Origin of the sequence: Stagnihabitans lacustris, from assembly GCF_025950525.1 — a bacterium.
In the GTDB taxonomy this organism is placed as follows: domain Bacteria; phylum Pseudomonadota; class Alphaproteobacteria; order Rhodobacterales; family Rhodobacteraceae; genus Stagnihabitans.
The window spans coordinates 131,298-155,425 of record NZ_JAPDGS010000002.1 but is presented as its reverse complement, the minus strand read 5'-3'; the positions used below and the strand labels follow the sequence as shown (position 1 = coordinate 155,425).

Below are 24,128 nucleotides of genomic sequence, written 5' to 3'. Positions count from 1 at the left end.
CTATAGGAGAACCCCGATGGGCTATAAAGTCGTCGTCGCGGGTGCCACGGGCAACGTGGGCCGCGAAATGCTGAACATCCTCGCCGAGCGCGAGTTCCCCGTCGATGAGATCGTGGCGCTGGCGTCGCGCAAATCTCTTGGCACCGAAGTCAGCTTTGGCGACCGAACTTTGAAGACCAAGGACCTGGATACGTTCGACTTCACCGGCTGGGACATCGCGCTGTTCGCCGTGGGCTCGGACGCGACCAAGATCTATGCGCCCAAGGCCGCGGCGGCGGGCTGCATCGTGATCGACAACTCGTCCTTGTATCGCTACGACCCGCAAGTCCCGCTGATCGTGCCGGAAGTGAATGCCGATGCGATCTTTGGTTACAAGGCCAAGAACATCATCGCCAACCCCAATTGCTCGACCGCGCAGATGGTCGTGGCGCTGAAGCCCCTGCATGACCGGGCGCGCATCAAGCGCGTCGTGGTTGCGACCTATCAGTCGGTCTCGGGCGCCGGCAAAGAGGGCATGGACGAGCTGTGGAACCAGACCAAGTCGATCTACAATCCCGTGGATGACGTGCCGGCCAAGAAGTTCCCCAAGCAGATCGCCTTCAACGTGATCCCGCATATCGACGTTTTCCTGGACGATGGGTCGACCAAGGAAGAGTGGAAAATGGTCGCCGAGACCAAAAAGATCCTGGACCCCAAGATCAAGGTCGTGGCGACCTGCGTCCGGGTTCCGGTTTTCGTCGGACACTCCGAGGCGATCAACATCGAGTTCGAAGAGCCGCTGGACTGGCAAGAAGCGCAAGACATCCTGCGCGAGGCGCCCGGCGTGATGCTGATCGACAAGCGCGAGGCCGGTGGCTACATCACGCCGATCGAATGTGTGGGGGAATACGCGACCTATGTGTCGCGCGTGAGGCAGGATTCAACGATCGACAACGGCATCTCGCTGTGGTGCGTGTCCGACAACCTGCGCAAGGGCGCGGCTCTGAACGCGGTGCAGATCGCCGAGCTTCTGGGCAACAAGGTCCTGAAGAAGGGCTAAATTCGTTGTGATTTCAAAGGGGGCCCTGCCGACGGACGGCGGGGCCCCTTTCGTTTTGGCGGCCCTGCGGGCGGAAGCGGCGGAGGTCTGCACCGCCCAAACCTTGATGCGGCTAGGAGGACGGAGCCTCCGGCGGGAGTATTTGGGCCAGTATGAAAGACCGGGCCATCAAGCGACGTTTTGCCCCTGCTGCGACGCTGTTTGGCCTTGAAGGTCACTCCACAGCCCGGTCTGGTCTTTTGGGATGCGTATTTCCGCCAAGGTGAAAGACCAAGATCGCGCCCTGGGGACAGGTGTTGCCTGATCCCCAAGGGTGTCTTTGCGTTGCCGCGTCCTGCGTGATCGCCGCGCCCTTGGCTTTCACATTGACCCAAATATTCCGGAGGGGCTCGGGGAGGCAGCGCCTCCCCGCCTGTCAGCCATGCGACCGGGCGTCGCAGAGGGCGACAAAAGCGTCAAAAAGCTTGCGCATTGCCGGTTTCTTGTAGGGAAAGAGGGTCGCGCAATCCATGTCATGCACGATCATCGCCACGTCGATCTCGAAGACCAGAAGGCTGCCATCTGGCAGTTCGGCGCAGTCGATGCCGAAATAGTCCAGCCCCAGTTTCTCGGCCATCCGCGCCAGCGTCGCGCCATGACGGCGTGCGAAACCCGCGTCGAAATCCGCCATCCAGGCAGCTTCAGCGGCGCGGCGGTCGGCGTTCGTCTCCATCGCGGCGTTCAGGTAATGCACCATCCAATGGTCCGACACCGCCAGATGGCTGGCGAAGGGCTTGGCCCCGATCAGCACCACGCGGGCCTTGGCAAAGCGGCCGGCCGCGTTGCGGTAATCGACGAAGGGCGCGGTGTAGAACTCGTCCTCGGGGTTCAGCGACAGATAGGCCACCAGCTCGTCCGGGTCGCAAACCTTGACCAGACCGTGGCCCGCATGGCTGCCGATGGGGCGCAGAACGGCCGGATAGTCGAAGAACCGCCGCGCCTTTGCCACGCCGGTCAGCGCCGTGCGGGTCATGCGCGTTGTGGCCGGGCAGACCAGGCCCGGGATGTCCTGCAACATCGCGGAAACCCGGTCGCGGGACAAGCGCAAGATCATCTCCGGCGCGTTGTTCAGCACGGGGCCGGAGAAATCCTTGAGCAAATGCGAGAGGTTGCGCAGCACGGCCGCATTCTCCGGCCCCTCGCCCACGGCCATGAAGGCCACGTCATGCGGGGGCAGATCCGAAAGGCTCTCCGTCTCGGCATCGACGAAATGCAGGATCAGCACGGCATCGGTGCCGGCCAAAAGGAAGTCGATCGGCGTATTCGTCATGAAATCCCCGGGCGTCACCAGGGCCAGAATCCGCGGACCCGTCGCCTTGCCATGGGGGATTTCAAAGCTGCGCTGAAAGCGGGTTGCGGCGCGCTGCATCGCCTGACCCTCGACCGCAAGGGCCCCGCCTTGCGTCATCAGCAGTGTCGACAGGTCGAGAGCCGCTGCGGGATCGCGCGGACCTGCCCTTTCCGCCAGCATCGTGGCCAAGGGGCCAAGATCGGCCTGTTCATAGACCTTGCGCAAAATGGCCTCCTGGCCAAGGCTTTGCGCAAGAGGGGCGAGATTCGTCATGCCATGCTCCTTCTGGACCTGGGGGTCAGTTGGCCCCTCAGAGGTTCAGAATTGGTTGACGCGGGCGACGGAACGGCGGGCTTGCCGCGTTTCACACAGGAAGCTGCTAAAAATGAGGCGAAAATGCACAACGAAAAAGAGGGTCTGGCGCAGGATCTGCCGCGGCTGATGGGCCGGCGCGGGGTGCTTTTGACGCTGGCGGGGGCGGGGATCGCCGGCTTTGCCATCGCCCAGGGCGCCCCGCCTTCGGATGCCGAGGCCAATGTTTTCGGCCCCGACAAGGCCTGCCTGAAAACCCCGCGTGAGACCAATGGCCCCTATCCGGCCGATGGGTCGAACACCCGCGAAGGCCAGGTGGTCGATGTGCTAAAGCAGCAAGGCGTGATCCGCGACGATATCCGCGCCTCGTTTGGCGACCTGTCGGGGACCGCCGATGGCATCCCGCTAAAGCTGGAAATCGCGCTTGTCGATGTCGCGGGCTGCACGCCCCTGGCCGGTCATGCGATCTATCTGTGGCACGCGACGGCTGCGGGGCAGTATTCGCTTTATGACCTGCCCGATCAGAACTTTCTGCGCGGCGTCGTGCTGACCGATGCAAGGGGCGTGGCGCGGGTCACGACCATCGTTCCGGGCTGCTATGACGGGCGCTGGCCGCATATCCACTTCGAGGTCTTTGCCTCGGCCGAGGCGGCGACCCAGGGCATGGCACTCTTGACCTCGCAGATGGCCTTGCCGGAGGCCGTTTGCCGCCAAGCCTACGCCGATGCGCGCTATCCGGCCAGTCTGCAGAACCTGGATGATGTCACCCTGGCGCGGGACATGGTCTTTGGCGACAACACGGCGGAACAGGTGGCCCAGCAGACCCTTGCCATGTCAGAGACCCCCACGGGCTATGCCGCCAAAGTCACGGTTGGCCTGGCGTGACCTCTGTGTCCGCCGCGTAGCCCGGGGTATACCCCGGGTTTCCGGCCTTAGGCGGCGTCCAGCGCCTTGGCGAGGTCTTGCGCCTCTTCGCAGTCGCCGCACAGCTCTTGCAGGCGCAGAAGGTTCGCCTTGGCCGCGTCGATCTTGCCCTGGGTGATGAACAGCTCACCCTGATATTCCAGCGCACCGATATGGTCGGGGTTGATCGCCAGCACCTTCAGGTAAGCGGCGTCGCTGTCCTCCAGCGCGCCCAGCTTGCGATAGGTAAAACCCAAGAGGTTCCAGGCGTCGGCATTGCCCGGATCATTCTGCGTCAGGCCCACCAGCTTGGGCAGGGCGGCGGCAAAGCTGCCCTCTTCGACCATGGCCTTGGCCTCGTCATAAGGCGCGGTTTGCACCACGGTCTCTTCGGTCCCGGCCGAGAAAACCGGCCCCACCATCACCGTCACACAGGCGATCCCGACGATCATCAAGGCGGAATAGAACTGGATCATCGCGGCTCTCCTCTTTTTATCTGGCTACCACATAATCTGGCTCACGACTCATCAATGGAGCGTGAAAGTTAACCAATCCTTTCCGAATCCAGCACCTGTCGAATAGAAAGCGCGGTTATCTCGATGATCTCGACCAGTTCGGCGTCGGTTGCATTATAAGGCGGCGCCAGGATGACGATATCGCCGCGCTTGCCATCGACATTGCCGCCGACCGGATAGCAGATCAGCCCGTTTTCCATCGCCCGCGCGCGGATTTTCAGATGCAGCTTGCGGGCGGTGTCGAAGGGCTCTTTCGTCACCCGGTCCGCCACCAGTTCGGCGCAGATGAAATGCCCCCGCCCGCGAATATCGCCCACCCATTCCACATCGGCCAAAGCCTGCCCCAGCCAGGCTTTCAACCGGTCGCCATTCGCCGCCACCCGGGGCAAAAGCCCGTCGCGGTCGATCACCCGTTGCACCGCCAAAGCCGCCGCACAGGCCGCCGTATGGCCAGTAAAGGTGTGCCCGGTGCCAAAGGCGCCATCGCGGGCGGCGATCACCTCCCAGACCTCGGCCGAACACAAAGCCGCGCCCAGGGGCACATAGCCCCCCGCCAGACCCTTGGCCACCGACATGAGATCCGGGCTGACCCCGTCATGTTCCAGCGCGCGCCAGGTGCCGCAGCGACCCGCCCCGCACATCACCTCATCCGCGATCATCAACACGCCATACCGGGTGCAAATCTCGCGGACACGGGCCGCATACCCCTCGGGCGCGGGCACACAGCCACCCGCCGCCCCCACCACAGGCTCAAAGACGAAACCCGCCACGTTCTCGGCCCCCGCCTGCAGGATCGCGGCCTCCAGCGCGTCGGCGGGGTCCACCTCACCGGGGCGATAGGCATTGGCGGGCGGGATCTTGATCGAGGGGATGAAGGCCCCCTCATAGGCCGCCGTCCGCTCGGCAAACCCCGAGAGCCCCAGGGCCCCCAAGGTATTGCCATGCCACGATCTTTCCCGCGAGATAAACCGTCGCCGCGTCACCTCGCCCCGCGCCGTGTGATACTGCAACGCGATTTTCAGGCAGCTTTCCACCGCCTCTGACCCCGAGGACACAAAGACCATCTCGGCCATGCCGGTCCGGGCGCGCAGCACCGCGGTCAGCGACTCCAGCGCGTCGGTGGTGAAGTTATAGCGATATCCATGGGCGATGTCGCGCATCTGGGCAAAGACGGCCTCGTTGACCTCGGGATGGGCATGGCCGAGGCAATAGACCGCAGGCCCGCCCGACCCGTCGATATAGCGCTTGCCCGTGGCGTCCCACAGGTAAGACCCCTTGGCGCGGGTGACATTGGGCAGGTTCGGGATCATGGGGCACCTCCTGCGGGCAAGGTGGCAGGGCCGCGCCTTCCCCGCAAGGCTTTCCCACCTGCTGCAAAGGTGGTAGGGGAAGGGCATGATATCCCTTCCCAGCAAAGCCCAGATCCGCCAATGGATCGCCGAAAACCCGCTTCAGGCCAATGGCCGCGACATCGCCCGTGCCTTCGGCATCAAGGGCGCCGCCCGGGGTGACTTGGCCCGCATGATCGACGAGATCGAGGCCGAGGACGGCGTGACCCGCGCCCCCCGCGCCCGGACCTCCTACCTTGCCGCCGAGGGCGTGTTGCCCCCCGTCGCCGTGCTGGAGGTCCTGCCCCCCGACGCGGATGGCGACCTGTTCGCAAGGCCACTGGAGGCCGGCGTGCCGACCGATGGCCCCGCCATCCTGATCGTGCCGCAAAAGGGCGATGTGGCTTTGGGCGGCGGGATGCGCATCCTGGCGCGGCTGACCCGGGTCAGCGGAGAGGACCACGGCTATGAGGCGCGGTTGATCCGCGCGCTGGGGACGACGGCGCATAAGGTGCTGGGCATCTTCCGCAAATCGGCGGAGGGCGGGCGCATCCAGCCGATCGACAAGGGGTCCGACAAGGAATGGCGCGTCCCCCGCGATGGCGTCAACGAGGCGCGGGACGGTGAGCTGGTCGAGGCGGAGTTGATCGGCAAACGGTCGATGGGCCTTCCCTCGGCGCGGGTCATCGTGCGGCTGGGCGATCCTTCGGGGCCAAAGGCTGTCAGCTTGATCGCCATTCACCAGCACGGCATCCCCGACGACTTCCCCGATGCGGTGGTGGCCGAAGCGGACGGCAAGGTCGAGGCCCCGCTTGGGTCGCGCGAAGACCTGCGCGACCTGTGGCTTTGCACCATCGACCCGCCCGATGCCCGCGACCGCGATGACGCGGTTTATGCGGAACCCGACACCGACCCGCACAACCTTGGCGGCCATGTCCTGTGGGTGGCGATTGCCGACGTGGCGCATTACGTGACACCCGGCAGTCAGCTGGACCGTGAGGCGCGCAAGCGTGGCAACTCCAGCTATTTCCCCGACCGTGTCGTGCCGATGCTGCCCGATATCCTGTCGGGCGACCTGTGTTCCCTGCACGAAAATGTCGACCGCGCTTGCCTTGCGGTCCGCATGGTCATCGACAAGGACGGCACCAAGCTGCGGCACAGCTTTACCCGGGGGTTGATGCGCTCCAAGGCCGCTTTGTCCTATGCCCAGGTGCAAACCGCCATCGACGGCACCCCGGACGCCGCCACCGCGCCTTTGTTGGAGCCCGTCTTGCGGCCCTTGTATGCCGCCTATGCCAGCCTGAAGGCGGCGCGGGCGGCGCGTCAGCCTCTGGAACTTGACCTGCCCGAACGCAAGATCATCCTGAACGACGAGGGCCAGATCACCTCGGTCGCCTTTGCCGACCGCTATGACGCCCACAAGCTGATCGAGGAATTCATGGTGCTGGCGAACGTCGCCGCCGCCGAAGAGCTGATCCGCCTGAAGTCCCCGCTGCTGTTCCGCGTCCACGAGGAACCCAGCCCCGAAAAGCTGGACGCCCTGCGCGAGGTCGCCCAGGCCTCGGGCTTTGTGCTGGCCAAGGGGCAGGTCCTGCGGACGGCCCATCTGAACCGCCTGCTGGAGGCGGCTGCGGGCTCCGAATTTGCCGAGCTGATCAACATCACCGCGCTGCGGTCGATGACCCAGGCCTATTACAGCCCGCAAAACTTCGGCCACTTTGGCCTGGCCTTGCGGAACTACGCGCATTTCACCTCGCCCATCCGGCGCTATTCCGACCTGATCGTGCATCGCGGCCTGATCGCCGGGCATGGTTGGGGCAAGGATGGGCTGTCGCCGTGGGACCGCGAAAACCTGGAGGAAACCGCCAAGCTGATCTCGGACACCGAGCGGCGGTCGATGGCGGCGGAACGCGATACGACCGACCGCTATCTGGCGGCCTATCTGTCGGACCGCGTCGGCACCGAATTCAGCGGGCGGATTGCGGGGGTGCAGAAGTTCGGCCTGTTTGTGAAACTGGACGAGACCGGGGCAGACGGGTTGGTTCCGATCCGCTCTGTCGGGCGCGAGTATTTCCGCTATGACGAGGACACCCAGACTCTGACCGGCGCGGATACCGGCATCACCCTGGGCCTGGGTCAGCGCGTCACCGTGCGCCTGGCCGAGGCGACCCCCACGACCGGCGGCCTGGTGCTGGAGCTGTTGAACGTCGAGGGCGGCACGTTGCGCAACCCCGCACCGCGCGGCAAGGGCTATGCGCCACGCAAGGGCGCAGGCTTCAAGGCCCGCAGCGATGGCATCAAGAAGAAAGTCACCCGCACCCGCCGGTAAGTCCCGCCACAAAATCCCGGGGTATACCCCGGGCTACGCCGCGGATGCAGAGTTCTGACAGGCCCAAAAGGAAGCGTCCCATGCCGATCGTCCGGGTTGAAATCGCCAAAGGTGTCGCCACCGCCGAACAAAAGCGCGCGGTGATCCGCCGCATGACCGAAGTCCTGGTCGAAGAGCTGGGCCGCGACCCCGAATTTGTCTTCGTCCTGATCGACGAGGTCGACACCGACAATTGGGGCCGCAAGGGCCGCTCCCTGACCGAACTTTGGGCCAAGACCGACGAATGACGCCTTTCGCCCGCCTCGGTTGATTTCCCCCGCCCACCGTGTTACATAACCCCCGCGGACAGCACGTCCGTTTCACCCAAGGTTTCAACATGTCACCCGACAGTCGATCGACCGAGCCGTCCGAGGACCGCATCCAGGGGTGATACCCTTGTGCGCGGCCCGGGCGGCCGGTCGCACAAGGAGAATACGATGACCTTCATCCACAGCCGCTTTGAGCGGCTTGCCGAATGGATTTCCGCCGCCATGGGTCGCCCCCTGGCCTTTATCCTGGCCTTTGCCGTGGTCCTGTCCTGGGCCATCTCGGGGCCGATCTTTCAGTTTTCGGACACCTGGCAACTGGTGATCAACACCGGCACAACGATCAGCACCTTTCTGATGGTCTTTTTGCTGCAAAACACCGGCAACCGCACGATTGCGGAACTGCAAGACCACTTGCACCGGCTGGAGCGCCAGAACGCCGAGATCCTGGCCCTCTTGCGCGACACGCCGCGCCTGCGGGCTGCTTGAGGGGCGGCGGGATAAATCCCGCCCTGCGCGCAGGGGTAGGGCGGGGTTCACCCCGCCGCTTGCCATACCCCGTCCCATGAGGCATCAAACCCCCATGGGACGGTTCCTTCTCCTTCTGCTGGCGCTTGCCGCCCCGGCCCTGGCCGATCCGCCCGCCCACCGGGGCTATTCCCCCCTGTCCGAGAGCTGGATCATGGCCGACCTCCCCACTTGGCTTGACGCCTTCCACACCCGCGCTCTGGCGGCCGGGATCACCCAGGCCACCTGGACCCGCGCAAGGCCGCAGATGGTGGCGCGCGACGACGTGCTGGAGCGTGACCGCAACCAGGCCGAGTTTTCCCGCACGATCTGGGATTACCTGGACCGCGCCGTATCCGAGGACCGCGTGACCCGGGGGCAAAAGGCGATGCAGGACCATGCAGACGTGCTGGGGCGGATCGAGGCCGCCTATGGCGTTGACCCCGCCGTCGTGGTTGCCATCTGGGGGCTGGAAAGCGACTACGGCGCCAATCGTGGCGATGTGCCGGTGCTGGCGGGGCTGGCGACGCTGGCGTCTTCGACCCGGCGCGGGGCCTATTTCGAAAGCGAGCTGATCGCCGCCTTGAGGTTGGTGCAAAACGGCGCACCTGCGGACCTGAAGGCCTCTTGGGCGGGGGCCTTGGGGCATACGCAATTCATGCCCTCCAACGTCCTGACCCTGGCGGTGGATTTCGACGGCGATGGGCAAAAGGCGCTTTGGGCCGATGATCCGGGCGATGCGCTGGCCTCGACGGCGGCCTTCCTGGCGCATTGGGGCTGGGGCAAGGGACCCTGGGGCGTCGAAGTCACCCTGCCCGCCAACATCGACTGGTCCCTGGTGGGAGAGCGCGTCAAAAAGCCCGCCGTCGAATGGGCGGGCCTTGGGGTCAAGGGCGACTTGCCCGACTGCCAGGCCTCGCTTCTGGCCCCCGCAGGCCACCGCGGCGCGGCCTTTCTGATCTGCCCGAACTTCCACGCGATTGAATCCTATAACCCCGCCGATGCCTATGTCATCGCGGTGGGCCACCTGTCCGACCGCCTCAAGGGCGCGCCGCCGATCCGCGCGGAGTGGCCCCGCGACCTGCGCGCCCTGACCCTGGCCGAACGCATCCAACTGCAACAGGGCCTGACCCGCGCGGGCTTCGACACGAAAGGCGCCGATGGCAAGATCGGCCCCAACACCCAAGCCGCCATCCGCGCCTTCCAAAGGGCACAGGGCCTCCCCCCCGACGGTTACGCCAGCCCGGACCTTTTGCCGCTCCTCCCCTGATTTCATACTGACGAAAATACTCGGGGGGAGTCCCGGCACGGGGCGGGGGGCAAAGCCCCCCCAAACGCAAAGGCTTGATCCGCAGGATCTCCGCATGACAAAGGGCCGGAGCTTTCGCCCCGGCCCTTTTCAATCTCGCAAAGCCTTTACTCGGCCGGAACCTTAACCGCCTCATCCGACAAGGGATGCGACAGCCGCGAGACCATTTCCTTCGGGCAGACCTGCAGGAAATTCGCCCGCTCTTCGGCCCAATTCCCCAAGATGCGCGCCCCGTGCCGCGAACCGGTCTCGGCCACATGCGCCTCGATCAGGCCCTTCAGCTGGGCTTCCCAATGGGGGTGGCCCAGGCCGCAGGTCAACAGCGTCTCGTGGTTCATATAGTCTTCGGCCGTGCCTTCCGGGTCATAGAGGTAAGCCATGCCCCCGGTCATCCCGGCGCCAAAGTTGGCCCCGATCCTCCCCAGGATCACCGCAACCCCGCCGGTCATGTATTCGCAGGCGTTCGAGCCCGCGCCCTCGACCACCACCTTGGCGCCCGAGTTGCGCACGGCAAACCGCTCACCGGCGCGCCCTGCGGCGTAAAGGAACCCGTCGGTCGCGCCATAGAGAACCGTGTTACCCACGATGGTGTTCTCCTCGGCCTTCAGCGGAGAGGTCATCGACGGCCGCACCACGATCGTCGCACCCGAGAGCCCCTTGCCGACATAGTCGTTGGCATCGCCCTGCACCTCGATCTTCAGGCCCCGGACCGCAAAGGCCCCCAGCGACTGCCCGCAAGACCCGGTCAGCTTGACCGTCAGGTGATCGGCCTGCAGCTGATTGCGCATCCCGAACCGCTTGACGATATGGCTGGACGCCCGCGTCCCGATGGTCCGCAGAGTGTTGCGCACCGCATAGGACAGCTGCATCTTCTCGCCGTCTTCAAAGAAGCGCGCGCCATCGCGGATGATTTCGGCATCCAGCGTATCCGGCACCGCATTGCGCGGCTTGGAGCGGTCATAGGTGATCTTCTGCATCGCATCGACCGAGATCAGCAGCGGGTTCAGGTCGAGGTCATCGAGGAAGACCGACCCGCGCGAGACCTGCGCCAGAAGATCCGCCCGCCCGATGATTTCGTCCAAGGACCGCGCTCCGATGGAGGCGAGGATCTCCCGCACCTCTTGGGCATAGAAGGTGATCAGGTTGACCACCTTGTCCGCCGTGCCGGTGAACTTGGCCCGCAAGGCCTCGTTCTGCGTGCAGACGCCGACCGGGCAGGTGTTGGATTGGCACTGACGCACCATGATGCAGCCCATGGCGATCAGGGCGGCGGTGCCGATGCCGAACTCTTCGGCGCCCATCATCGCGGCCATGACGACGTCACGGCCCGTGCGGAGCCCGCCATCGGTGCGCAAAGTCACCCGTTCCCGCAGGTTGTTCATCGCAAGGACCTGGTGGGCCTCGGTCAGACCCATCTCCCACGGAAGGCCCGCGTATTTGATCGAGGTCCCCGGAGAAGCCCCGGTCCCGCCGTTATGCCCCGAGATCAGGATGACATCGGCCTTGGCCTTGGCCACGCCCGCCGCAATCGTCCCCACACCCGAGGAGGACACCAGCTTGACCGTCACCTTGGCGCGCGGGTTGATCTGCTTGAGGTCGTAGATCAGCTGCGCCAGGTCTTCGATGGAATAGATGTCATGGTGCGGCGGCGGCGAAATCAGCGTCACCCCCGGGGTCGAATGGCGCAGGCGCGCGATCAGCGCCGTGACCTTCATCCCCGGAAGCTGGCCACCCTCGCCGGGCTTCGCCCCTTGGGCCACCTTGATTTCCAGCTCTTCGCAGGCGTTCAGGTATTCCGCCGTCACACCAAAGCGACCGGAGGCGACCTGCTTGATCTTGGCCGAAGGGTTGTCCCCGTTGGCTTCCGGCAGGAAATGCGCGGGGTCTTCGCCACCCTCGCCGCTATCGCTCTTGGCCCCAATCCGGTTCATCGCGACGTTCAGCGTCTTGTGCGCCTCTGGCCCCAGCGCCCCCAGCGACATGCCCGGCGTTACGAAGCGCTTGCGGATCGAGGTGATGCTCTCCACCTCCTCAATCGCCACCGGCTTGCCCAGGGCCTTGATGTCCAGAAGGTCGCGGATGTGGATCGGCGGATTGGCCCGCATCGTCGCGGAATACTGCTTCCAGATGTCATAGGACGCCCGGTCGCAGGCCGATTGTAGCATATGCATGGTCTGGGCTTCCCAAGCGTGCTTTTCGCCCGACCGCCGCGCCTTGTAGAAGCCACCCACCGGCAGGACACGGGTATCCGCGACCCAACCCTTTGCGTGGACCTCTTCCGACTTCATCTGGATGCCGACCAGACCGATGCCAGAGATGCGCGACTGCATCCCAGGGAAATACTCGGCCACCATGGCGCGCGACAGGCCCACGGCTTCAAAGTTCAACCCGCCCCGATAGGACGAGATCACCGAAATCCCCATCTTGGACATGATCTTCAACAGACCCGCGTCGATGGCATCCCGATAGAGACGCATCGCATCGACCAAGGACCCCGGCAGCAACCCGCGCGTGATGCGGTCGGCGATGGTGTCTTCGGCCAGATAGGGGTTCACCGTGGTGGCCCCCGACCCGATCAGCACCGCGAAGTAATGCGGGTCGATGCACTCGGCCGACCGCACGTTGATCGAACAGAAGGTCCGCAGGCCCTTGCGGGTCAGCCAGCTGTGCACAGCCGAGGTCGCAAGGATCATCGGCATGGCGACCTTGCCTTCGCCCTGATGCTCATCCGTCAGGACCAGTTGGCCCGCGCCCGAACGCACTGCGTCTTCGGCCTCGGTCCGGATACGCTCCAGCGCCTTGCGCAGGGCATCCGGCCCCGGGGCAAAGGTGCAGTCGATATGCGCGACCTGGGCGCCGAAACGGTCCACCAGAACCCGGAACTCGCCATTCGCAATGAAGGGGCTTTCCAGGACCAGAATTTCGGACTGGCTGCTGTTTTCATCCAAAACGTTGCGCAGGTTGCCAAAGCGGGTCTTCAGCGACATCACCCGACCTTCACGCAAAGAGTCGATCGGCGGGTTGGTGACTTGGCTGAAGTTCTGGCGGAAGAAATGCGACAGCGGGCGGTAGACATTCGACAGAACCGCAACCGGCGTGTCATCGCCCATCGAGGCGACCATTTCCTTGCCATCCTCGGCCATCGGCAAAAGGACCTGCTCGATTTCTTCCAGCGTATAGCCCGCCGCCAACTGACGGCGGCGCAGGTCGTCACCGGTATGGGTCGGCGCCTCGGGGACATCGCGCAGCATCGCGTTCAGGTCGACGATCTTTTCGATCCAGTCGCCATAGGGCTGGGCAGCGGCGAGTTTGTCCTTCATCTCGGTGTCGTGGTAAAGCTTGCCCTCTTGCATATCGACGGCAATCATCTGCCCCGGCCCAAGCGCGCCCTTTTCGCGGACGGTGCCTTCGTCGACCGGAACCATCCCGGCTTCAGAGCCCGCAATCAGCATCCCGTCACCGGTGATGACATAGCGCATCGGACGCAACCCGTTGCGGTCAAGCCCGCCGCAAACCCAGCGGCCATCTGTCATCGCAAGCGCCGCCGGGCCATCCCAGGGTTCGATGATCGAGTTGCAATAGGAATACATGTCGGCCCAGGCCTTCGGCATGTTCACGGTCTGCTTGGACCAGGCTTCCGGCACCAACATCGTCTTGGCCATCGGCGCGTTCCGACCGGACCGCACCAAAACCTCGAACACCGCATCCAAAGCGCCGGAGTCAGACGTGCCGCCCGGGATGATCGGCTTGATATCCTCGGCCATGTCGCCAAAAGCCGACGAAGCCATGCGGATTTCGTGCGACTTCATCCAGTTGACGTTGCCCTTCAGCGTGTTGATCTCGCCGTTATGGGCCAGCATCCGGAAGGGCTGGGCCAGCCACCACTGCGGGAAGGTGTTGGTGGAATAGCGCTGGTGATAGATCGCAAAGGCGCTTTCAAAGCGGTCGTCCATCAGGTCGGGGTAAAAGACCGCGACCTGTTCGGCCAGCATCATCCCCTTGTAGATGATCGACCGGCAGGACAGCGAACACAGATACATGCCCTGGATGCCAGCCGCATTGGCTGCCTTTTCGATCCGGCGGCGGATGATATACAGCTCACGTTCAAACTGTTCCGGATCGGTGCCGTTTTCGCAGCGGATCAGGATCTGTTCGATTTCTGGCCGCGTCGCAGCCGCCTTATCGCCCAGAACCGAGGTATCCACCGGCACGTGACGCCAGCCATAGATATAATGACCCAGACGCAGAACCTCGGTCTCGACGATGGTCCGGCAACGCTCCTGAGCGCCAAAGTCGGTGCGCGGCAAAAACACCTGGCCGACCGCGATCAGCTTGCCCATGTCGGGCTCGTGGCCCGTGCGACGCACCTGGTCATAAAAGAACCGCGCCGGGATCTGCACATGGATGCCCGCGCCGTCGCCCGTCTTGCCATCGGCATCGACCGCGCCCCGGTGCCAGATCGCCTTCAGCGCGTTGATGCCGTTTTCCACGACCTTGCGCGACGGCTTGCCCGACACGGCCACCACCAGACCCACGCCGCAGGACGAATGTTCGTCCTCGGTCTTATACAGGCTGTTGGCGTCCATCCAGGCGCGCTTGGCTTCTTCGGCGGCAACCCAGGCTTCGTCGTATTGCGTCATCTTATGACCCTCCGTGGCTGTGGGGCAGGGCTTCCAGCTGCGACATCTGATCGTCACATTCGAAAAGCGGGATGGTGTTGCCGAACCCGGGCTCGCCGGGCTCGATGAATTTCACGGGGCTGTTGTCAGAGGCGACCCAAGAGCCGTCCTCCATCTCCCATTCGGACTTGCCGGACAGGAACGTGCGCCACTTGGGCGAGACATATTCGTGCCCGCGGGAATGGCGCAGGACGGTGCCGTCTTCGGCCGCCTGAGTGTATTCGTATTCCGATTCCTTCAGCGTGACGCCGTCGATGACGACCTCGCGGCCGGTCAGCTTGTCAAAGCCGGTGACACGGGTCTTGGTGCCATCCGCCTTGGTCAGGCCGAAGTCGAAAGAATCCAGCCCCGCCGTCAGCAGCTCGTCGAAATTGGCGCGGTCCTTGGGGTTGGTGTCCAGCGTCTCTTTCATCGGCGGGTCAAGCTCATAGCTTTCGACCCATTCGGTCTGTTGGTTGATCCGGCTTAGGTAAAACGGCCCGTTCGCGCCGTAATCCGCGCGCCATTGGTCGCCCGCTGCATCGCCCTCGCAGGTGTAGAAATGCGAGGCCAGACAGCCGCGCATCTGCACCGTCAGATGTGCAGTGCAGCCCTCGGGCGGGGCAAAGGTGCCCGCCGCGGCGGACGTGGCGGTCAGAAAGGCTGCCGTCAAAAGACAGGGGGTCAGCGCACGCATGGACATCTCCAATGGGCCGGGTTGGCCCTTCGCCCTACTCTGCCGCAACCGAGGCCGATTGTGCCAGATACGCGAGAATTTGATCGGCGGCCTCACGCCCATCGCGGATCGCCCAGACGACGAGCGAGGCGCCCCGCACAATGTCGCCCGCGGCATAGACGCCGGGCAGGCTGGTCACATGGGTGCGGAAATCGGCCTTGATCGTGCCCCAGCGGGTCACGGCCAGTTCCGGCACGCCCCAAAGCTTTGGCAGCTCTTCGGGTTCAAAGCCAAGGGCCTGGATCACCAGATCGGCGGGTTCGACGTAATCGGCGTCTTCGATGATTTCCGGCATCTGGCGGCCGGTGACATCGGGGGCGCCCAGGCGCATCCGTTGCACCAGGACACCTTCGACACTGTCACCGCCGGTAAAGCCCTTGGGCGCGGTCAGCCAGACGAATTCGACGCCCTCTTCTTCGGCGTTCTGCGTCTCGCGCTGACTGCCCGGCATATTGGCCTTGTCACGCCGATACAGGCACTTGACCGAGGTCGCGCCCTGGCGGATCGCGGTGCGCAGGCAGTCCATCGCCGTATCGCCGCCGCCGATGACGACGACGCGCTTGCCCATCGCGTTCAGCGTGCCGTTGTCAAAGGCCTCGACCTCGTCGCCGAAGGACTTCTTGTTCGACACGGTCAGGTAATCCAGCGCCTTGACGATGCCCGGCAGGCCAACGCCCGGAGCCTGAATGTCGCGCGCCTTGTAGACACCGGTGGCAATCAGCACGGCGTCATGACGGCCCCGGATGGCGTCAAAGGACAGGTCCTCTCCGACGCGGCAGTTCAGCACGAACTGGACGCCCGCGGCCTCCAGCTGGTCGATGCGCTGCATGACGACGGGCTTTTCCAGTTTGAACCCGGGGATGCCATAGGTCATCAGCCCGCCCGCGCGGTCATAGCGGTCATAGACCGTGACCTGCACGCCCGCACGCCGCAGCACATCGGCCGCCGCAAGACCGCCCGGACCGGCGCCGATGATGCCCACGGATTCGGTGCGATCCGCGCCCGGCTTGATCGGCGCGACCCAGCCGTTTTCCCAAGCCAGATCCGTCAGGTATTTTTCCACCGCGCCGATGGTCACGGTGCCATGACCGGATTGCTCGATCACGCAGTTGCCTTCGCACAGCCGGTCTTGCGGGCAGATGCGGCCGCAGATCTCGGGGAAGGTGTTCGTGGACTGCGACAGCTCGTAGGCCTCTTGCAGGCGACCTTCGGCGGTCAGGCGCAGCCAGTCGGGGATGTTGTTGGACAGCGGGCAATGCGCCTGGCAATAGGGCACGCCGCATTGGGAACAGCGGCTGGCCTGTTCGGCCGCCTTTTGTTCGGCAAACTGGCGGTAGATTTCGTGGAAATCCTCTGACCGCAGGGTTGCGGGGCGCTTCTCGGGGGTTTCTTTCCCCAAGGTCACGAATTTCAACATGCGTTGCACAGCCATGACAGCACCTCCGAAGTAACGGTCTGGGGGTGATAGCCGGGAGCCGGGGGGATTAAAAGTCAGTAGTGCTGACCTATATTCCGATTTCTTGCGGGTTTCCCGCCGCGCACCCGATTTTTCCGCCGAAAATGGGGAAACTGTGCTGACCTATGCGCCTAATAGCCCAGGGAAAGCAGCGCCAAGGCCCCCAGGCCCAGGATGATTCGCCACCAGCCGAACAGCGCATAGCCCCGGGTCGACACATAATCCAACAGCCAGCGCACCACCAAGCCGCCCGCGATCATAGCCGCAAGAAACCCCACCGCCAGCCCGGCAAGTGCCGAAAAATCCAGCTGATCCCAGGTTTTCAGCAGATCATAGCTGGCCGCGCCCAGCATGGTCGGCAGGGACAGAAAGAAGGAAAACTCCGCCGCCGCGCGTTTGGAAAAGCCCAAGGCCCGCGCGCCGACAATCGTGGCACCGGACCGCGACACGCCGGGCACCATGGCCAGGCATTGCGCGAACCCCAGCGCCAGCGCCTTGGCAAAGGGCACCGCGTCGGCCTCGGTCACGGTTTCCGTCACCTTCATGCGGTCAACGAACAGCAGCACCACACCCCCGGCGACCAGCATCGCGGCGATCAGCGCGGGGGTTTCGAACAGGACAGCCTTGATCACGTCATGCGCCAGCGCCCCGATCACCATGGCCGGCAAAAACGCCAGCGCGACCGAGATGATGAACCGCCGCGAGGCCGGATCGCTGTGGGCGGTGGAAAACACCCGCCCCAGCTTGGCGCGATACAGCCAGCCCAAAGCCAGGATCGGCCCCAATTGGACAAAGACCGCAAAGGTCGCCGAAACCTTCAGCCCCAGGAAATGCGTGGCCAAGAGCAGATGGCCGGTCGAGGACACCGGGATGAACTCGGTCAGCCCCTCCAGGATGCCCAGAAGGACCGCAGAGAGAAGATCCACCTCAGACCTTCTTCAGGTTCTTGGCCGAATCGCGGATCGCGGTGAACTGGCCCGCCGGGCGATAGCGCCAAAGGTATTCGCCAAAGACCGTCGCATAGGCGGTCGGCATGATGCCCAGATCGGCCAGCCCCCGCGCGCCCGGTGTCACGACATTATCGGTCCGCAACAGCTTGACCTGGTCGGGGGTGATGATCGTGTTCTTGAACAGGCCCAGGGTCAGCGCCTGCAGCAGGCTCAGCGCGCCGCCCATGGCCGTTCCGACCACGAAGGGCAGGTTGATCACAAGGCGACGGCGGCGGATTTCGGTCAACAGGTCGCCAATGATGGCGCGCAGGCTCTTGGCATCCGGGCCGCCCAGCTCATAGACGCCGGAGGCCTGTTGCGACAGGCCCTGCACGACGGCCTTGGCCACGTCCTCGACATAGACCGGCTGAAACCGGGCGCCCGCGCCGATCAGCGGCAGGATCGGCCCCATCCGCGCCATGGCGGCAAAGCGGTTAAAGAAGGCGTCCTCGGGCCCGAAGACCACCGAGGGCCGCAAGATCAGCGCGCCGGGGAAAGCGGCCAGAACCGCGGCCTCGCCGTCGCCCTTGGACCGCGCATAGGCCGAAATCCCCGCGGAATTGGCGCCGATGGCCGACAGATGCACCACTTGCGCCACACCGGCGACCAAGGCCAGCCGCGCGATGCGACCCGCGCCTTCGACATGCAAGGCGGTCTGGTTGTTGGCGCCCATCGTGTCAAAGGTGCCGACGCAGTTCACCACCGCCTGTGCACCCTGCAGCGCCTGCGCCACCGAGGCTTCGTTGCGGATGTTGCACAGCACCGGTTCGACCTGCCCCACAGCGCCAAAGGACCGGACAAAAAGCGCCTCGTTCGGGCGGCGGCAGGCGACACGGACGCGCCAGCCCTGCTGCGCCAAGGCCCGGGCGATATACCGCCCCACGAAACCCGACCCACCAAAGATCGTGACCAGCTTGCTCATGGCGCCCTCATAGGATTGTGCAGACCGGGCCTTGGATACAGCGGAGCCGGGATATCAGCAAGATCAAAGCCTTTCGTGTTTTTTTCGTGAGATTGTCATTTGGCCCTGTTGACACCCCCCGAATCCCTCGGTAAATCCCGCCTCACTGAAAGCGTGCCCAGATGGCGGAATTGGTAGACGCACTGGTTTCAGGTACCAGCGCTGCAAGGCGTGGAGGTTCGAGTCCTCTTCTGGGCACCATTTACAGGCCAAAAGCCGTGCAATCCTAACGGGTTGCGCGGCTTTTTCTTTGTCCCCCGGCGTTAACCCTGATCCAGCTTCGCGGTTCACCGGGGCGCCGGAAAGGGTTAAGCCTTTTCTCCCGCCGACGCCGCATCCGGGGCGCCGGTCAGAAGGACACAAGTCCCCAGGGAGCAAGGAAGTGACAGCAGCGTGGACAATTTGAAACATTCCCCCGGGCCGCGGCTGCCCGAAGTCTTGCGGCAGATCGAAGCCCGGGTGCTGGACCTGAACCGCCATGCCGCGGCCCTGACCGGCCAAGCGGCTGATCTTGCGGACATTGCCGCCTGCATCGCCCGCGCGCATCGTGACATTCGGGGATGACCCGGACGGACCCGGCTGCAAAGCTTTCGTTAAACCTGCGGTCAACTTGCGCAACCGCCACCCCGCGTTTCGTGCTACGGTAAACCCCTGATGCGCAGCTTGGAACAAGCCGCGCCACGTTCACCGACCGGCCGCGGCGAAGCCATGGCCTGTCTCTGGAAGTTCATGCGCATGGAAAAGCTGACAACTGGAAAACCCACGGTCTCTGATGCGCTCTGGCAGGTCGAACAAGGGTCCCGCACCCTGCAAGCCCATGCCGCCAAGTCGAGCGATATCTTCGAACAGATCGCCGTTCTGGTCAAAAATCTGAAAGCGGCCCAAACGAACTTCACCGGCTAGGTCCATCCGGCAACGCGGCGTGAAAGGCCCTCCGATGCGGGGGCCTTTTGCGTGCCTGCCCCCTGCATCATCAGGCGCGCAACCCGGGCCGAGTGCCCTGATTTTGCCACAATTCGGACCCACCCGCGCCCAAGGAATCGCATCTGGTCAAGTGATCAGCGGCAGAAGTTGCTTTCAACCTTTGGGCCCGGCCAGTCGCCAGAGACTGACCCCGGGTCCGGAACAGGGGAACGCATCTTGCCCACCACCTATACCGGAACCGGGGCGCCCGTGCGCCCGACCTTTGCCGCAGCGCCCTCGACCGCGGCCATTCAGACCATCGCCAACTATCTGGCCACGGGCTATTGGGCCGAGACGGGCCAGTCGGCCGCCAAGTTCAACGTCAAGGCGGGCGGGGCAATCACCGTCAACCTGAACGGCCTGACCACGGCGGGCAAGACCCTGGCGATCCAGGCGCTGGACAGCTGGTCGAAGGTGATCGGCGTGACCTTTACCCAGGTCAGTTCGGGCGGGAACATCGTCTTTGACGACAACCAGGCCGGGGCCTTTGCCTCTTATTCCAACTCGGGCAAGTTCATCACCTCGGCGCGGGTCAATGTGTCGACCGACTGGATCAACACCTATGGCACCGATCCGGCCGGCTATTCGCTGCAGACCTATATCCACGAGATCGGCCACGCGCTTGGGCTGGGCCATGCCGGCAACTACAACGGCAATGCCACCTATGGCCGCGACAACAAGTTCGCCGAGGACAGTTGGCAGATGTCCATCATGTCCTATTTCTCGCAATACGAAAACAAAAGCTCGGGGGCGTCCTTTGCCTGGGTCCTGTCGCCGCAGATGGCCGATATCAAGGCGATCGAGCAGCTTTACGGGGTGAACACCAAGGCGGGGGCGGGGAATACGACCTATGGCATCGGGTCGAATGCGGGGCTGGTGCAACAGGCCATCGGCGGGCTGATGGCGGGCGGCACCCTGGTCGAGCCGGTGGCCTTTACCGTCGTGGACCGCAACGGCACCGACCTGTTCGACTTTTCCACCGACACCAAGGCGCAGGTCATCAACCTGACGTCGGGGACGGTGTCGAACATCTATGGTCTGAAGGGCAATGTGGTGATCGAGGCCGGCACGGTGATCGAGAACCTGCGGGCCGGCAAGGGCTCGGACGCGGTGCGCGGCAATGCGGCGGCCAATGCGATCTATGGCGGACTGGGCGATGACACGGTCGAGGCGGGCGACGGCGCCGACACGGTCGATGGCGGGGCGGGCAATGACGCGCTTTTGGGCGGGCTGGGCAATGACGCCCTGATCGGGGGCGAGGGCACCGACTGGCTTTCGGGCGAAGAGGGGGATGACGCGTTGAACGGCGGGGCCGGGGTCGACACGCTGATCGGGGGGCTGGGCAATGACACGCTGACCGGCGGCGATGGCACCGATATCCTGGAAGCCGGCGATGGCAATGACGTGGTGAACGGCGATGGCGGGACCGAGCGGATCGCCGGGGGTCTTGGCAACGACAAGATCTATGGCGGGGCCGATGCCGATACGTTGATGGGCGAGGCGGGCAACGACAGTCTTTATGGCGGCGACGGGGTCGACAGCCTGGACGGCGGCGAGGGCAACGACCTTTTGTCTGGCGATGCCGGGGCCGAGGTTCTGACCGGGGGCGCCGGCGACGACAAGCTTTACGGCGGCACCGAGGCCGACACACTTTACGGCGGCTTGGGCAATGACCTGACCGATGGCGGCGACGGCGCCGACCGGCTTTGGGGCGAGGCGGGCAATGACTCGCTTTGGGGTCAGGCCGGGGCGGATACGCTGATCGGCGACGCGGGCAACGACAGCCTCGCGGGCGGGGCGGATGACGACCTGTTGCAGGGCGGCGACGGCACCGACGGGCTGAAGGGAGAGGCGGGCCATGACGCGCTGTATGGCGGCGCGGGCAATGACATCCTGGACGGCGGGGCGGGCGACGACACTTTGTCCGGCGGAGAGGGCGTCGATCAGCTGACCGGCGGGCTTGGCGCGGATGTCTTCATCCTGAACCCGATGGACAGCGCCCGCGACACGATCCGGGACTTTGTCTCGGGCGTGGACAAGATCGGCCTGGGCGATGGGTCCTTGGCCGATGGGGCGGGGATGATCGCCGCCCGGAGCTTCACCGGTTCGGCCGGAGAGCTGCGCTATACCGTCTCGCGGTCGGGGATCACGGTCGAGTTCGACGCCAATGGCGACGGGCTGGCGGATATGACCTTTGTCCTGACCCGGGCCACGGTGCTTCTGGCCAGCGACTTTCTGTGACGCGGCGCCTTTTCGCTTGATCCCGCGGCGGAGGGGCATCAGGCTTAGCCCATGCTGACCCTGACCTTCCGCCGCCTGTTCCTTGCCCAGCTTGTGGCCCTGACCGGCACGGGCCTGGCCACCGTGGCGCTTGGGCTGTTGGCGTGGAACCTGGCCGGGGACCGCGCGGGCGCCGTTCTGGGCACCGCCCTGGCTATCAAGATGGTGGCCTATGTGGGCTTGGCGCCTCTGGCCTCGGCGCTGGCCGACCGCTTGCCGCGACGCGGTTTCCTGGTGGGGCTGGACCTGATCCGGGCGGGCGCGGTCGCCCTGATGCCCTTTGTCACGACCGAGGGCCAGATCTATGCGCTGATCTTTGTCCTGCAGGCGGCGCAGGCGGGCTTTACCCCGGCCTTTCAATCCACCCTGCCCGATGTCCTGCCCGACCCGCGCGCCTATACCCGCGGCCTGTCCCTGATGCGCCTGGCCGAAGATCTGGAGCAGATCGCCTCGCCGCTTCTGGCCGCCGCGCTGTTGACCTTTGTCAGCTTTCCGCTGCTGTTTGCCGGGACGGTTCTGGGATTCCTCGCCTCGGCGGCGCTGGTCCTGGGCACCGCCCTGCCCCCGCGCCGGGTCGAACCCGAACGGTTTTTCCACAGCCTGACCAAGGGCCTGGCGATCTATGCCCGCACGCCCCGCCTGCGCGGCCTTTTGGCGCTGGAGGGCGCGGTGGCGGCGGCGGGCGCCATGGTTTACGTCAACACCGTGGTGCTGGTGCAGGCCGGGTTGCACCTGCCCGAGGGCTTTGTGGCCCTGGCCTTCGCGGCTTTCGGGGCGGGCTCGATGGCTGCGGCCCTGGCCCTGCCCCGGGTGCTGGAGACGCGCGGCGACCGTGGCCCGATGCTGGCCGGGGCGGGGCTGATGCTGGGGGCCCTGGCGCTTTTGCCGCTGGCGCCGGGCTTTGCCGGGCTGGCCGGGCTTTGGGCGCTGATCGGGGCGGGCTTTGCCGCCACGCAAATCCCCATCGGCCGCATCGTCACGCGGTCTTGCCGCGACGAAGACCGCGGCGCCGTCTTTGCCGCGCAATTCGCGCTGTCCCATGCCTGTTGGCTGGTGGCCTATCCGCTGGCCGGTTGGCTGGGGCCGGGCGGAGCGCTGGCGTTGGCCGGCCTGGGTGCCCTGGCCTGGGGCGCGGGTCTGGCGCTTTGGCCCGCCCATGATCCCGCGCGCCTGGCCCATGCCCATCCTGACCTGGCGCCGGACCATCCGCATCTGGTGGCCCATGACCACGACTATGTCATCGACCCGCTGCACCGCCACTGGCCATCAGCGCCGCACGCAGCCGGGCCAAGGCAGGGCTGACCGGGCGCAGCTGCGGCCAGACCAGCCAATAGGCGCCCTCCACCGGAGTATAGTGATCGGCCAGGGGATGCAGGCGGCCCCGCGCGAATTCCGCCTCGGCCAGGAACCGCGGCAACAGCGCGACCCCCAGGCCCAAGGCCGCCGCCTCGGCCATCTGAGTGAATTGGTCGAACAGCATCCCGCGCAGCCGTTCGGCGGGCGTGTCATGGCGGGCGAACCAATCCTCCCAGGCGCCGGGGCGGCTTTCCAGATGCAACAGCGGCAGGCCCAGAAGGTCGGCAGGCGCCACCAACCCCGGCACGGCCGCCGCCGGGATCATCTCTTCGCGCGTCAACGCCTGGTAATCGACACCCTGCCAATCCTGCCCGCCGAAATGGATGGCGGCGTCAAACGGCTCTCGCAGCACGTCAAAGGGCCGCAGCCGGGTCGACAGGTTCACCGTGATTTCGGGGTTGTCGGCGGCAAAGGCCTTCAGCCGCGGCAAAAGCCAATGGGTGCCAAAGGCGGGCAACACGGCCAGGTTCAGGCTTTGCCGCTCGCCCCCCGCGCGGATCTTCAGGCTGGCCCGGGCCAGGTCCTGCAGATAGCCGCGCACCGAAGCCGCATAGTCGCTGCCCGCCTGGGTCAGCGCCAGCCCCTTGCCCTCGCGGCGAAAGAGGGTGACGCCGATTTGTTCCTCCAGCGCCTTCATCTGGCGACTGACCGCGGAATGGGTCAGCGACAGTTCCTCCGCCGCTGCGGTGGCGGTGCCCAGCCGCTCGACCGCCTCCAGCGCCAGCAGGGACGAGATCGAGGGCAAAAAGCGGCGCGGGGCGATCATGTGCGTTTTACTCCAAGGATATGGAATAGAACTCGCTCATTTTATGGGGTTTGACCAGATAGACTGACGTCAAGCGACAGAATGGG

The 24,128-nt window shown here is 65.0% G+C and carries 19 protein-coding genes and 1 tRNA gene; 11 read left to right on the top strand and 9 right to left on the bottom strand.

Annotated features, from left to right (window positions below):
• Positions 1 to 16 precede the first annotated feature (16 nt).
• Positions 17 to 1,039, top strand: coding sequence for an aspartate-semialdehyde dehydrogenase (locus tag NX862_RS05330; RefSeq protein WP_264492853.1), 1,023 nt, complete (start codon positions 17 to 19; stop codon positions 1,037 to 1,039).
• Positions 1,040 to 1,454: 415 nt separating this feature from the next.
• Here NX862_RS05330 and NX862_RS05325 read toward each other — a convergent pair whose 3' ends face one another.
• Positions 1,455 to 2,642, bottom strand: a complete 1,188-nt coding sequence (locus tag NX862_RS05325; protein WP_264492852.1) for an ATP-grasp domain-containing protein — start codon at positions 2,640 to 2,642, stop codon at positions 1,455 to 1,457.
• 123 nt (positions 2,643 to 2,765) lie between these two features.
• Here NX862_RS05325 and NX862_RS05320 point away from each other — a divergent pair, with 123 nt between their 5' ends.
• Entirely contained in the window at positions 2,766 to 3,566 is an 801-nt protein-coding gene (locus NX862_RS05320; RefSeq protein ID WP_264492851.1) for a dioxygenase family protein, read from the top strand.
• 47 nt (positions 3,567 to 3,613) lie between these two features.
• Here NX862_RS05320 and NX862_RS05315 read toward each other — a convergent pair whose 3' ends face one another.
• Together NX862_RS05315 and NX862_RS05310 are read right to left on the bottom strand one after the other, a co-directional pair.
• Positions 3,614 to 4,060: a tetratricopeptide repeat protein gene (locus NX862_RS05315; RefSeq protein ID WP_264492850.1), complete on the bottom strand. Its 447-nt coding sequence runs from the start codon at positions 4,058 to 4,060 to the stop codon at positions 3,614 to 3,616.
• A gap of 68 nt (positions 4,061 to 4,128) precedes the next feature.
• Entirely contained in the window at positions 4,129 to 5,409 is a 1,281-nt protein-coding gene (locus NX862_RS05310; RefSeq protein ID WP_264492849.1) for an aminotransferase class III-fold pyridoxal phosphate-dependent enzyme, read from the bottom strand.
• A gap of 85 nt (positions 5,410 to 5,494) precedes the next feature.
• On the opposite strand from NX862_RS05310, the gene rnr reads away from it, so the two are divergent.
• From rnr to NX862_RS05290, 4 genes are all read left to right on the top strand, one after another.
• Positions 5,495 to 7,756 (top strand): ribonuclease R, encoded by a 2,262-nt coding sequence (rnr, locus tag NX862_RS05305; protein WP_264492848.1) that lies wholly within the window; start codon positions 5,495 to 5,497, stop codon positions 7,754 to 7,756.
• Between the two features lie 80 nt (positions 7,757 to 7,836).
• Positions 7,837 to 8,043, top strand: a complete 207-nt coding sequence (locus tag NX862_RS05300) for a tautomerase family protein (protein ID WP_264492847.1) — start codon at positions 7,837 to 7,839, stop codon at positions 8,041 to 8,043.
• A gap of 189 nt (positions 8,044 to 8,232) precedes the next feature.
• Entirely contained in the window at positions 8,233 to 8,550 is a 318-nt protein-coding gene (locus NX862_RS05295; RefSeq protein ID WP_264492846.1) for a low affinity iron permease family protein, read from the top strand.
• 94 nt (positions 8,551 to 8,644) lie between these two features.
• Complete coding sequence (locus tag NX862_RS05290) at positions 8,645 to 9,838, top strand: lytic murein transglycosylase (protein WP_264492845.1); 1,194 nt, start codon at positions 8,645 to 8,647, stop codon at positions 9,836 to 9,838.
• A 146-nt stretch (positions 9,839 to 9,984) separates the two neighbouring features.
• Here the strand turns inward: NX862_RS05290 and gltB are convergent, their stop codons facing one another.
• The 5 genes from gltB to NX862_RS05265 all read right to left on the bottom strand — a co-directional run bounded on the left by gltB (position 9,985) and on the right by NX862_RS05265 (position 18,638).
• A complete protein-coding gene (gltB, locus tag NX862_RS05285; RefSeq protein WP_264492844.1) occupies positions 9,985 to 14,517 on the bottom strand; it encodes a glutamate synthase large subunit in 4,533 nt (1,510 codons plus the stop codon).
• 1 nt (position 14,518) lies between these two features.
• A complete protein-coding gene (locus NX862_RS05280; RefSeq protein ID WP_264492843.1) occupies positions 14,519 to 15,232 on the bottom strand; it encodes a hypothetical protein in 714 nt (237 codons plus the stop codon).
• A gap of 34 nt (positions 15,233 to 15,266) precedes the next feature.
• Complete coding sequence (locus NX862_RS05275) at positions 15,267 to 16,703, bottom strand: NAD(P)-dependent oxidoreductase (RefSeq protein WP_264492842.1); 1,437 nt, start codon at positions 16,701 to 16,703, stop codon at positions 15,267 to 15,269.
• A 155-nt stretch (positions 16,704 to 16,858) separates the two neighbouring features.
• Positions 16,859 to 17,653 (bottom strand): undecaprenyl-diphosphate phosphatase, encoded by a 795-nt coding sequence (locus NX862_RS05270; RefSeq protein ID WP_264492841.1) that lies wholly within the window; start codon positions 17,651 to 17,653, stop codon positions 16,859 to 16,861.
• A 1-nt stretch (position 17,654) separates the two neighbouring features.
• Positions 17,655 to 18,638, bottom strand: coding sequence for a complex I NDUFA9 subunit family protein (locus NX862_RS05265; protein ID WP_264492840.1), 984 nt, complete (start codon positions 18,636 to 18,638; stop codon positions 17,655 to 17,657).
• Between the two features lie 155 nt (positions 18,639 to 18,793).
• Here NX862_RS05265 and NX862_RS05260 point away from each other — a divergent pair.
• The 5 genes from NX862_RS05260 (at position 18,794) to NX862_RS05240 (ending at position 23,222) form a co-directional block, all read left to right on the top strand.
• Positions 18,794 to 18,878: transfer RNA gene (locus NX862_RS05260), tRNA-Leu, on the top strand.
• Between the two features lie 237 nt (positions 18,879 to 19,115).
• Positions 19,116 to 19,241 carry a hypothetical protein gene (locus NX862_RS05255; RefSeq protein ID WP_264492839.1) on the top strand — a complete coding sequence of 42 codons (126 nt, stop codon included), beginning with the start codon at positions 19,116 to 19,118 and terminating at the stop codon, positions 19,239 to 19,241.
• 90 nt (positions 19,242 to 19,331) lie between these two features.
• On the top strand, positions 19,332 to 19,580 hold the full coding sequence (locus NX862_RS05250) for a hypothetical protein (protein WP_264492838.1): 249 nt from the start codon (positions 19,332 to 19,334) through the stop codon (positions 19,578 to 19,580).
• Between the two features lie 237 nt (positions 19,581 to 19,817).
• Positions 19,818 to 21,881, top strand: coding sequence for a M10 family metallopeptidase C-terminal domain-containing protein (locus NX862_RS05245; RefSeq protein WP_264492837.1), 2,064 nt, complete (start codon positions 19,818 to 19,820; stop codon positions 21,879 to 21,881).
• Between the two features lie 51 nt (positions 21,882 to 21,932).
• Positions 21,933 to 23,222 (top strand): MFS transporter, encoded by a 1,290-nt coding sequence (locus NX862_RS05240; RefSeq protein ID WP_264492836.1) that lies wholly within the window; start codon positions 21,933 to 21,935, stop codon positions 23,220 to 23,222.
• Here the strand turns inward: NX862_RS05240 and NX862_RS05235 are convergent.
• Positions 23,158 to 24,042 carry a LysR substrate-binding domain-containing protein gene (locus NX862_RS05235; protein WP_264492835.1) on the bottom strand — a complete coding sequence of 295 codons (885 nt, stop codon included), beginning with the start codon at positions 24,040 to 24,042 and terminating at the stop codon, positions 23,158 to 23,160. The two genes, NX862_RS05240 and NX862_RS05235, sit on opposite strands and share 65 nt — an antisense overlap.
• Between the last annotated feature and the right edge of the window lie 86 nt (positions 24,043 to 24,128).

Excerpts from the sequence above, each read along its gene's own strand:
- NX862_RS05280 (WP_264492843.1), bottom strand. The coding sequence starts at position 15,232 with ATGCGTGCGCTGACCCCCTGTCTTTTGACGGCAGCCTTTCTGACCGCC.
- NX862_RS05250 (WP_264492838.1), top strand. The coding sequence starts at position 19,332 with ATGCGCAGCTTGGAACAAGCCGCGCCACGTTCACCGACCGGCCGCGGC.
- NX862_RS05310 (WP_264492849.1), bottom strand. The coding sequence starts at position 5,409 with ATGATCCCGAACCTGCCCAATGTCACCCGCGCCAAGGGGTCTTACCTG.
- NX862_RS05275 (WP_264492842.1), bottom strand. The coding sequence starts at position 16,703 with ATGGCTGTGCAACGCATGTTGAAATTCGTGACCTTGGGGAAAGAAACC.
- rnr (WP_264492848.1), top strand. The coding sequence starts at position 5,495 with ATGATATCCCTTCCCAGCAAAGCCCAGATCCGCCAATGGATCGCCGAA.
- NX862_RS05290 (WP_264492845.1), top strand. The coding sequence starts at position 8,645 with ATGGGACGGTTCCTTCTCCTTCTGCTGGCGCTTGCCGCCCCGGCCCTG.
- NX862_RS05315 (WP_264492850.1), bottom strand. The coding sequence starts at position 4,060 with ATGATCCAGTTCTATTCCGCCTTGATGATCGTCGGGATCGCCTGTGTG.
- NX862_RS05295 (WP_264492846.1), top strand. The coding sequence starts at position 8,233 with ATGACCTTCATCCACAGCCGCTTTGAGCGGCTTGCCGAATGGATTTCC.
- gltB (WP_264492844.1), bottom strand. The coding sequence starts at position 14,517 with ATGACGCAATACGACGAAGCCTGGGTTGCCGCCGAAGAAGCCAAGCGC.
- NX862_RS05235 (WP_264492835.1), bottom strand. The coding sequence starts at position 24,042 with ATGATCGCCCCGCGCCGCTTTTTGCCCTCGATCTCGTCCCTGCTGGCG.
- NX862_RS05300 (WP_264492847.1), top strand. The coding sequence starts at position 7,837 with ATGCCGATCGTCCGGGTTGAAATCGCCAAAGGTGTCGCCACCGCCGAA.
- NX862_RS05240 (WP_264492836.1), top strand. The coding sequence starts at position 21,933 with ATGCTGACCCTGACCTTCCGCCGCCTGTTCCTTGCCCAGCTTGTGGCC.
- NX862_RS05265 (WP_264492840.1), bottom strand. The coding sequence starts at position 18,638 with ATGAGCAAGCTGGTCACGATCTTTGGTGGGTCGGGTTTCGTGGGGCGG.
- NX862_RS05320 (WP_264492851.1), top strand. The coding sequence starts at position 2,766 with ATGCACAACGAAAAAGAGGGTCTGGCGCAGGATCTGCCGCGGCTGATG.
- NX862_RS05325 (WP_264492852.1), bottom strand. The coding sequence starts at position 2,642 with ATGACGAATCTCGCCCCTCTTGCGCAAAGCCTTGGCCAGGAGGCCATT.
- NX862_RS05330 (WP_264492853.1), top strand. The coding sequence starts at position 17 with ATGGGCTATAAAGTCGTCGTCGCGGGTGCCACGGGCAACGTGGGCCGC.